6 protein-coding genes are annotated in these 10,088 nt (G+C 60.5%); 3 read left to right on the top strand and 3 right to left on the bottom strand.

Translation table 11 applies throughout. The features are described 5' to 3' along the window. Nucleotides 1-122 precede the first annotated feature (122 nt). The 3 genes from PMI37_RS30680 to PMI37_RS30670 are packed head-to-tail and all read right to left on the bottom strand — an operon-like array spanning nucleotide 123 to nucleotide 4,671. Entirely contained in the window at nucleotides 123-1,517 is a 1,395-nt protein-coding gene (locus PMI37_RS30680) for an efflux transporter outer membrane subunit (protein ID WP_008088891.1), read from the bottom strand. Between the two features lie 7 nt (nucleotides 1,518-1,524). After that, on the bottom strand, nucleotides 1,525-3,498 hold the full coding sequence (locus PMI37_RS30675) for a MacB family efflux pump subunit (protein ID WP_008088889.1): 1,974 nt from the start codon (nucleotides 3,496-3,498) through the stop codon (nucleotides 1,525-1,527). After that, nucleotides 3,499-4,671: an efflux RND transporter periplasmic adaptor subunit gene (locus PMI37_RS30670; RefSeq protein ID WP_008088887.1), complete on the bottom strand. Its 1,173-nt coding sequence runs from the start codon at nucleotides 4,669-4,671 to the stop codon at nucleotides 3,499-3,501. Between the two features lie 319 nt (nucleotides 4,672-4,990). On the opposite strand from PMI37_RS30670, the gene PMI37_RS30665 reads away from it, so the two are divergent. From PMI37_RS30665 to mgtA, 3 genes are all read left to right on the top strand, one after another. After that, nucleotides 4,991-5,473, top strand: a complete 483-nt coding sequence (locus tag PMI37_RS30665) for a sigma-70 family RNA polymerase sigma factor (protein WP_045123359.1) — start codon at nucleotides 4,991-4,993, stop codon at nucleotides 5,471-5,473. A 132-nt stretch (nucleotides 5,474-5,605) separates the two neighbouring features. After that, on the top strand, nucleotides 5,606-6,940 hold the full coding sequence (locus PMI37_RS30660) for a lysine N(6)-hydroxylase/L-ornithine N(5)-oxygenase family protein (protein ID WP_008088883.1): 1,335 nt from the start codon (nucleotides 5,606-5,608) through the stop codon (nucleotides 6,938-6,940). Between the two features lie 588 nt (nucleotides 6,941-7,528). Beyond that, the coding region (gene mgtA, locus PMI37_RS30655; RefSeq protein ID WP_008088881.1) for a magnesium-translocating P-type ATPase at nucleotides 7,529-10,088 on the top strand (2,560 nt) is incomplete at its 3' end.

Raw genomic sequence — 10,088 nt, 5'->3', positions numbered from 1 at the left:
TCGCCTGACACCCGGCTATCGCTGGCAAGCCAGATCCAACAGTTTGACCACGTTCCTGCAGTTGAAATGCGCGTCCCTGTAGGAGCGAGCCTGCTCGCGATGGCGGTTGGCGGGGCGGTTGTTTACAGAGTCTGCCACCCGCCACCCAAGGCTTTGTACAGGGCAATGCTTGCCTGCATCCGCGCCAGCCGCAGTTGAACATTCAGGTCCTGTGCGGCATACAGGGTGCGCTGTGTTTCCAGGACGGTCAGCAGGTCTTCGGCGCCGGCCTGGTAGCGGCTCTGGGAAATGTTGAAAGCGGTTTGTGCCTGGTTCAGTTCTTCGCTTTGCCACTGGCGTTGTTCGTCGAGGCCGCGAATGCTGTTCAGGGCTTTCTCGACATCGGCGAAGCCGTTGATGATCGCCCCGCGATAGGTTTCCAGCAGTTCTTCCTGGCGCGCCGTGGCCTTGTCGCGTTCGGCAGCCAGGCGGCCGTTGTTGAAGACTGGCGCCAGTAGCCCGGCAGTCAGGTTGTAGAATGGACTGCGCAGCAAATCATCGAACTGATTAGAGCCTGAGCCGAGTTGGGCGCTCAGGGTGACCTTGGGCAGCATCGCAGCACGCGCCATGGCCACATCGGCCTGAGCAGCAGCCAGTTGCGCTTCGGCGCGGGCGATGTCCGGGCGGCGGGTCAGCAGGTCGCTGGGTACGCCGGCAGCGATCTGCGGCCACTGCAACTGATCGAAGGTTTCCAGGCTGGCAGGCAGATCCTGAATCGACCGGCCAAGTAACGCGGCCAAAGCGATACGTGCGTCCTGCGCCTGTTGCTGCACGGTTGGCAGTTGGCGCTGTTGTGCGGCCACCAGGCTTTTCTGCTGGGCCAGTTCCAGTGCCGTGGCGGACCCGGCATTGAAGCGCGTCTGCACCAGTTGCAGGACATTCTCGGCATTGGCCAGATTGAGCCCGGCAATACGATTTTGTTCCTGCAGGGAAAGCGCCTGGGTGTAGCGATTGGCAACATCGCTGAGCAAGGTCAGCTCAACGGTGGCCTGATCGAATTGACTGGCGCGCAGGCTTTGCCGGGCGCTTTCGCGGGTTGCCGACTGGCCGCCCCAAAAGTCGATTTCGTAACTGGCGCTAAGGTTGGCATCAAAGTAATCCACAGCCTTGTTGCTGCTGTCGGCATCCAATTGGCTATAGCCGCTGCCCCGCAGCAGTTTCTGGCGATTGGCATTGAGGCCGGCCGTGATCTCCGGCAATTGTGAACCGCCGGCAACCACCGTCGCGGCTCTGGCCTGACGTACACGGGCGATGGCGGCGGCGAGGTCATGGCTGCCGACTTGCGCCTGTTCAATCAGCCCGGCCAGTTGGGGGCTGGCGAAGTGGGTCCACCATTGCTGATTGTCCCGCGTCGCGTTTTGCACACTCGGCGACTGCCAGCTCGGCGGGGCGACAATGGCGCTGTCCGGGCGCGGGGCGGAGGTGCCACAGGCGCTCAACAGCAGGCAAAGGGTCAACAGGCTCAGTTGCGGTTTCATAGATCGATCATTCACTGGTAAGGGCCGTGACCGGGTCGAGCCGGGCAGCTTTACGGGCCGGCATGAAGCCGAAAACCACCCCGGTGACGAGGGCGCAGGCGAAGGCGCCAACGACAGCCATGAGTGAGAACGCCACCGCGACTTCGCTGAGTATCAGCACGCCGCCGACGAGCAAAGCGAGGGCAATCCCGGCGATCCCGCCGACCACCGAGAGCATCACTGCTTCGGTGAGAAACTGCCGCAGGATGTCACGTTGACGGGCGCCGGTAGCCATGCGGATGCCGATTTCACGGGTGCGTTCGCGCACTGTCATGAGCATGATGTTCATCACTCCGATACCGCCGACCAGCAGCGAGATGGCGGCAATCGAACCGAGCATCAGCGACAGGGTGTTCTGTGTGCGTGCCTCGGCCTGGATCATGGCGGCGTTGTTGGTCAGCTCGAAATCACGCTTGCCGTTGTGCAGTTGCAGCATCAACTGTTCGATGGCTTTTTCGGTTTCGTGCACCTTGCGCGCATCGGCGGCGGCGATCACCACGTATTCGGGGTTGTGCGTTCCGAACAGGCGAACGCTGGCGGCGGAGTAGGGGATGGCGATGCGATTGTCGCTGTCCTGGTCGCCGGAGCTCGCGCCTTTGCCTTCCAGAACGCCAACCACTTGAAACGGCACGTTCTCGATCAGGATGTACTGGCCGATGGGGTTGGCGACGTCCTTGAGCAACTTGTCACGAACCTTCTTGCCGATCACGGCTACCGCTGCGCCGTTGGCCTCGTCGGCCTGGGTGAAATAGCTGCCTTCGACCACCGGCCAGTTGAAAATGGCCGGGAAGTTGGTGTCATTGCCACCGATGTAGCTCATGTGGTCGAGATTGCCGAAGCGCACTCCGGCTTCGGCACCATTGACCGGCATGATGCGGTTGATCTGTGGCAGGCTCGCGAGCGCCGCGACTTCGTCCAGTGTGACAATGCCCGGTGGCGTTCGCGGGTTGGGCGCAGCGCCGCTGAGGTAAATGATGTTCGAGCCGAAGGCGCCCATTTGTGCCATGACCTGACGCTTGCTGCCTTCGCCAACCGCCAGCATGACCACCACCGACGCCACGCCGATGATGATGCCCAGCAGCGTCAGCGCGGTGCGGAAACGGTTGATCCACATGACGCGCCAGGCGGCATGCACGGCATCGACCAGCTCACCTTTCCAGGCGCCGGTGGCCTCGGCGCCTTCACTCAGGCGTTTGCGCAGATCAACCGCTTGCAGGGCACCGGCAGTGGCGCTGTTTTGTGCGCTCGGGTTCTCGTGGGCATTGTCGCTGATGATCAGGCCGTCGCTGATTTCGATGATGCGCTTGGCGCGTGCGGCCACTTCGCGGTCGTGGGTGATGAGAATGACCACGTGGCCCTGGCTTGCCAGCTCATCGAGCAGCGCCATGACTTCCTTGCCGCTGTGGCTGTCGAGGGCGCCGGTCGGTTCATCGGCGAGAATGATATGGCCGCCATTCATCAAGGCACGGGCAATCGACACCCGCTGTTGCTGGCCGCCGGAGAGTTGATGCGGACGGTTGCCGGTGCGTTCTGCGAGGCCTAGACGGTCGAGCAGGGCGGCGGCGCGGGCATGACGCTCGGCGGCTGGAGTGCCTGCATAGATCGCCGGCATTTCGACGTTTTCCTGAGCGGAGCCGGAAGGGATCAGGTGATAGCCCTGGAACACAAAACCAAAGGCTTCGCGGCGTAACCAGGCCAGTTCATCGCTGTCGAGGCCGGCGACGTTTTCTCCGGCGAAGCGGTATTCGCCGGATGTCGGGCGGTCGAGACAACCGAGAATATTCATCAGCGTCGATTTACCGGAGCCCGAAGCGCCGACAATCGCTACGAACTCGCCGGCGTGGATCGACAAGTCGATGCCACGCAGCACATGGACTTCAGGGGCATCGTCACCGCCATAGGATTTGCGGATGTCCTGCAGGTCGATCAGAGGCGTTTGCATTTAGCCTCCACTGCCATCGGCCGGGCCGATCAACAGATGATCGCCTTCGCTGAGGCCGTCGAGAATCTGGACTTTCATACGGTCGCTGATGCCGGTGCGCACATCGCGCTGCTGAATATCACCGTTCTGCGCCACGACCCGGGCGATGCGGTGGCCTGGCTGGGTGTTGCCCTGCAAAGCGGCAATCGGTGCGGTGAGGACGTCTTTGGCCTGGTTGGCGACGAAAAATACCTGGGTGGTCATTTCCGCCATCAGTGCGTTGTCGGCGTTGTCGACGTCCAGCAGCACGGTATAGAGCACGACCCGGCCGGCGCCGCTTTTAGTGCTGCTGGTGGGGCTGCCGCCACCTTGACTGGTCTGGTCCAGCGGCTTGGGCGGCACGGGCAGAATCTGCCGCACGCTGCTGCTCCAGCGGCGCTGGCCGCCGCTGAGGGTGGTGAAGTAGGCGCTCATGCCGGGTTTGACGTGGCCGATATCAGCCTCGGAGACTTCGGCCCAGACCGTCATTGGTGACAGTTTGGCAATGCGCAGAATCAGTGGCGTCTGTTGCTGGGCATTGAGGGTCTGGCCTTCGCGGGCATCGAGCGCGACCACGGTGCCTTCCATCGGCGCATAAATGCGCGTGTAGCCGAGTTCGGCCTGATCGCTGCGCAGGCTCGCTTCAGCCTGACGAATCTGCGCGCGGAACATGTCGATGCGGGCCTGGGTTGCCTTGAGTTCGGCGCGCGCAGTCTGCACGTCTTCTTCGCGAGTGGCGCCGCCGGCCGCGAGGTTCTGCTGACGTTGGTACTTCTGTCGCGCCAATTCGTGCTGCGCCTGTTGTTCCTGCAACTGCGCCTTGAGGTTTTCGATCGAGAACTGACTGGCGTCGAGTTTGGCCTTTTGCGTTGATGGATCGATTTCGACCAGCAATTGTCCCTGTTTGACCACGTCGCCGACTTCCACGTGGATTTTGCGGATCTGACCGGAAGCCTGCGCACCGACATCCACGTAGCGCCTTGGCTGCAAGGTGCCCAGCGCGGTGACGCTGCTTTCAATGTCGCCGCGACTGACTTGCACGGTGGCGAACTTGTCCCGGCCGGGCGGCAGGATCTGCCACGCGGCTACAGCGACAACGGGAATCAGACAAAGGGCTACGAGCAGGGCGCGTCGGGCGGGGCGGGGACGTTTCATGCAGGGTTCCGGCCAGTGGAAATCGACCCGTCATCCAGTCGGCACCGCACAGGGGCCACGACCGAACGCTGGCGCAGGAGGCGACAGATACGGGGAACTGTCCTTTAAACGAGAGACGCGACGGGTAATTTAAGCGCTGAAAAACGCGGTAACAGGTATAGGCGCTAACAATTTGTCGGGCAAATCGAAACAGCGCTTTAAATCTATATGAGAATTACTATAAATTACGCATCTGAAATTGCCAGCATCGTGCCACTGTCGTTTTGACGGTGGCGGGTGTGGCTCAAGGATCGAAACCGCACTGCTGCGGCCGGGAGTCATGTTGGAAAACTACTATCGCGAGCTGGTGTGTTTCCTGAACGCCAAGCTGGGCAACCGTCAGGTTGCCGAGGATGTGGTGCATGACGCCTATTTGCGCGTACTCGAGCGCTCCAGCGAGACGCCGATCGAGCAGCCCCGGGCATTTCTTTATCGCACGGCATTGAATCTGGTCATCGACGACCATCGTCGCAATGCGTCGCGCCAGGTCGAATCGCTGGAAGTGCTCGACAACGAAGAGCGCTATTTCACCCCGTCGCCCCATGGCACCCTCGATCACGGTCAACGCCTGGAGATGCTCCAGCGCGCGCTGGCCGAATTATCGCCGCTGTGCCGCGAAAGCTTTCTGCTGCGCAAGATCGAAGGCCTGTCCCACAATGAGATCGCCGCAAGCCTGGGCATTTCCAAAGCGCTGGTGGAAAAGCACATCGTCAATGCCATGAAACATTGCCGGGTACGCATCAAGCAATGGGACACCCATTGATCCCTCCTCAGTAAATTTTTTTTCACCGTCCTCGTTCCTACTCAACAGACGATCTGCTGTCCTGCTCCGGGCCGGTCAGGTCACCCAGGCTTTATCCCCACGGTTGAGGGGTTCATCCAGAGGACACTGGAAATGACACAGGCAATTGCATCGCCCATCGTTCACGACCTGATCGGCGTCGGTTTCGGCCCTTCGAACCTGGCGCTGGCCATCGCTCTGCAAGAGCGCGGGCCGACTCATGGCGAGCTGGATGTGCTGTTCCTCGACAAGCAGGCTGACTACAGCTGGCACGGCAACACCCTGTCGACGCAGAGCGAGTTGCAGATTTCCTTCCTCAAGGATCTGGTAACCCTGCGCAATCCGACCAGCCCGTATTCGTTCGTCAATTACCTGAAGTACCACGGCCGTCTGGTCGACTTCATCAACCTCGGCACCTTCTATCCGTGCCGCATGGAGTACAACGACTACCTGCGCTGGGTCGCCGGGCAGTTCACAGCGCAGAGCCGCTACGGCGAAGAAGTCCTGACCATCGAGCCGGTGCTGCACAACCATCAGGTTGAAGCACTGCGCGTCATTTCCCGCGACAGCCACGGCCTGCAACATGTACGCACCACTCGTTCGGTGGTGGTCAGCGCCGGCGGCACGCCACGTATTCCCGAGGCGTTCAAGGCGCTGAAGGGCGACACCCGGGTGTTCCACCACTCGCAGTATTTGTCGCAAATGGCCAAGCAGCCGTGCGTGAGCAATCAGCCGATGAGCATTGCGATCATCGGTGGCGGGCAGAGCGCGGCGGAAGCGTTCATCGACCTGAACGATTCGTTCCCGTCGGTGCAGGTCGACATGATCCTGCGCGGTTCGGCACTCAAACCTGCGGACGACAGCCCGTTCGTCAACGAAGTGTTCTCGCCGGAGTTCACCGACCTGGTGTTCCAGCAGAACAGCACCGAGCGTGAGCGTCTGGTCAACGAGTACCACAACACCAACTACTCGGTGGTCGACATTGACCTGATCGAGCGCATCTACGGCATCTTCTACCGTCAGAAAGTTTCCGGGATTGCCCGTCACGCGTTCCGCACATTGACCACTGTCGAGAGCGCTACCGCGACCGAAAACGGTATCGAACTGGCCGTGCGCAACAACGCCACCGGCGAAGTCACCGTGCGCAACTACGATGCCGTTGTGCTGGCCACCGGTTACGAGCGGCAGATGCACCGCAAACTGCTGGCGCCGCTGGAAGAGTACCTGGGCGATTTCGAGGTTGATCGCAACTACAAAGTGATCACGGACGAACGCTGCAAGGCCGGCATCTACATGCAGGGCTTCTGCCAGGCCAGCCATGGTTTGAGCGATACGTTGCTGTCGGTGTTGCCGATTCGCGCGGACGAGATTGCCGGCTCGCTGTATGAGCATGGCAAGAATCGCGGGCATCGTTCGATGGCAGATCTGTTGTTAGCAACCGCCAGCTAACTCAGTATTTCCTGATACACCGCCATCGCTGGCAAGCCAGCTCCCACAGGATCTGTGTTGGTCACAAAATTTGTGTTCACTGGAGATCCCTGTGGGAGCTGGCTTGCCAGCGATGGGGTCCTTATGGCTAACAAAAATCTGATTTCTGAACCCTTCCTGAACACCCGCCACATTCCCCGACACACCTCCTTTTGCGGGTTTACTCTCCAGACATCGGGGCGTAAGCTTCGCGCGTTTTCATCAATAGCGGAGACCCACAGTGGGTACTTGTTCGAGTGACAGTTGTCGGCCGGTCTCGGTAACCGGCAGATTCTCGGCAAGATAACGCAGACTTTCTCTGTCGTTGTCTCGCCGTAAAAGCGAGCAGCGGCATCCCGTGCATGTCCCGTTCTGGGTCATGTCTGGACGTTCCTTCTCATCGACGCTGAACAGAGCGTGATGTCGACTTTATCGTCGTCATCGCAGCCCTATCGACACGCCTGTCTTTTCTGACCGGCGCGCCAGGCCTTGCCGTGCCGGTTTTTCCGGCGGACGAGGCGCGGTCGTACCTGCTTGACGGTTTCCCGGCTGACCATAGGGGCAACAGCCATGAAACTTACGCTCAAGGAATTTTTCGCAGGCTTCCTGCGCACCCGCCACATCGCCCGGCACTTCCGTCGCCTGGCGCTGCTGGAATCGATCAACGACACCACGGTCAGCCGTGAAGTCCCACCCACTCTGGCCAACACCCTGGTCGATGCCGCGCATTGCGACAACGGTGTGTTGCTGTCGTCATTGGGCACGCACTCCGATGGCCTGACCGACTTCGAAGTCGATGCACTGCGTGCGCAGTACGGCCTCAACGAGGTCGAGCACGAGCAGCCGCTGCCATGGTGGACTCACCTGTGGCACTGCTACAAAAACCCGTTCAACTTGCTGCTGACGTTGTTGGCGGTGATCTCGTGGCTGACTGAAGACCTCAAGGCTGCCGTGGTGATTTTCGCCATGGTGGTGCTGTCGACGCTGCTGCGTTTCTGGCAGGAGAGCAAATCCAACCAGGCCGCCGACGCGCTCAAGGCCATGGTCAGCAACACCGCGACGGTGATGCGCCGCGACGCGCCACGCAGTGAATTGCCGATCAAGCAATTGGTGCCGGGCGATCTGATCGTGCTCTCGGCCGGTGACATGATCCCGGCAGATTGCCGCGTGCTCAGCGCCAAGGATCTGTTTGTCAGCCAGGCGGCGATGACCGGTGAATCGATGCCGGTGGAGAAGTTTCCACGTCAGGCTGATCGCGACACGCGCAATCCGCTGGAGCTGGAAAACATCCTGTTCATGGGCACCAACGTGGTGTCGGGAACAGCGGTGGCGGTGATTCTCACCACCGGCAACAGCACCTATTTCGGTGCGTTGGCGCAACGTGTTGGCGCGACTGATCGGGCGGTGACCTCGTTCCAGCAAGGCGTCAACAAAGTCAGCTGGCTGTTGATCCGTTTCATGTTCGTCATGGCGCCGCTGGTGCTGTTCATCAACGGCTTCACCAAGGGCGACTGGACTGAAGCGCTGCTTTTCGCGCTGTCGATTGCCGTCGGCCTGACCCCGGAAATGCTGCCGATGATCGTCACCTCGACGCTGGCCAAAGGCGCGGTGTTTCTGTCGCGCAAAAAAGTCATCGTCAAACGTCTTGATGCGATCCAGAACTTCGGCGCCATGGACGTGCTGTGCACCGACAAGACCGGCACCCTGACTCAGGACAAGATCTTCCTTGCGCGCAATGTCGACGTGTGGGGCGCCGATTCCGATGACGTGCTGGAAATGGCCTATCTCAACAGCTACTACCAGACCGGCCTGAAAAACCTGCTGGATGTCGCGGTGCTGGAGCACGTGGAAATCCACCGTGAACTGAAAGTCGGCACGGCGTTTCGCAAGGTCGATGAGATCCCGTTCGACTTCAATCGTCGGCGCATGTCGGTGGTGGTCGAAGGCCGTGGCCAGCCGCATCAATTGATCTGCAAAGGTGCGGTGGAAGAAGTGTTGGCGGTGTGCAGCCGCGTGCGTCACGGTGAGGTCGATGAAGCCTTGAGCGATGAATTGCTGACCCGGATTCGTCAGGTCACTGCAGCATTCAACGCTGAAGGCTTGCGCGTGGTGGCCGTGGCCGCCCGCTCGATGTCTGAAGGTCGCGAGATTTACAGCCTGGCGGATGAACAGGAACTGACGCTGATCGGCTATGTGGCGTTCCTCGATCCGCCGAAAGAAAGCACTGCGCCAGCGCTCAAAGCCTTGGCCGAACACGGCGTGGCGGTGAAAGTGCTGACCGGCGACAACGAGCTGGTGACGGCGAAGATCTGCCGTGAAGTCGGCCTCGCGCAACAAGGCTTGCTGCTGGGCAACGACGTCGAGCGCATGAGCGATGCCGAACTGGCGGTGGCCGTAGAGACCACCAATGTCTTCGCCAAACTGACGCCGTCGCACAAGGAGCGCATCGTGCGCATCCTCAAAGGCAATGGCCACGTCGTCGGGTTCATGGGCGACGGCATCAACGATGCGCCAGCACTGCGCACCGCCGACATTGGTATTTCGGTGGACAGCGCAGTGGATATCGCCAAGGAAGCGGCTGACATCATTCTTCTGGAAAAGAGCCTGATGGTGCTGGAGGAGGGCGTGCTCGAAGGGCGGCGCACCTTCGCCAACATGCTCAAGTACATCAAGATGACCGCCAGCTCGAACTTCGGCAACGTGTTCTCGGTGCTGGTGGCGAGCGCGTTTATTCCGTTCCTGCCAATGCTGCCGATGCATCTGTTGGTGCAGAACCTGCTCTACGACATTTCGCAGATCGCCATTCCATTCGATAACGTCGATGAGGACATGCTGAAAAAACCACAACGCTGGCAGCCGGGCGACGTCGGGCGCTTCATGCTGTTTTTCGGCCCGATCAGTTCGATCTTTGACATCACCACGTTCGCCTTGATGTGGTACGTCTTCGATGCCAACACCCCGGATCACCAGACCCTGTTCCAGTCCGGCTGGTTCGTGGTCGGGTTGCTGACCCAGACGCTGATCGTGCACATGATCCGCACGCCGAAGATTCCATTCCTGCAAAGCCGCGCAGCGATGCCGCTGCTGGTGATGACCGGGATCATCATGGCGGTCGGCATTTTCCTGCCGA

This window comes from Pseudomonas sp. GM80 (assembly GCF_000282515.1).
GTDB lineage: Bacteria > Pseudomonadota > Gammaproteobacteria > Pseudomonadales > Pseudomonadaceae > Aquipseudomonas.
Note: the sequence above shows the minus strand (reverse complement) of the source record. Positions and strands in the feature narration are given on the sequence as shown.

Bases quoted from the DNA above. Each gene is read 5' to 3' on its own strand.
- PMI37_RS30680 (WP_008088891.1), bottom strand. From the start codon at position 1,517: ATGAAACCGCAACTGAGCCTGTTGACCCTTTGCCTGCTGTTGAGCGCC.
- PMI37_RS30675 (WP_008088889.1), bottom strand. From the start codon at position 3,498: ATGCAAACGCCTCTGATCGACCTGCAGGACATCCGCAAATCCTATGGC.
- PMI37_RS30670 (WP_008088887.1), bottom strand. From the start codon at position 4,671: ATGAAACGTCCCCGCCCCGCCCGACGCGCCCTGCTCGTAGCCCTTTGT.
- PMI37_RS30665 (WP_045123359.1), top strand. From the start codon at position 4,991: ATGTTGGAAAACTACTATCGCGAGCTGGTGTGTTTCCTGAACGCCAAG.
- PMI37_RS30660 (WP_008088883.1), top strand. From the start codon at position 5,606: ATGACACAGGCAATTGCATCGCCCATCGTTCACGACCTGATCGGCGTC.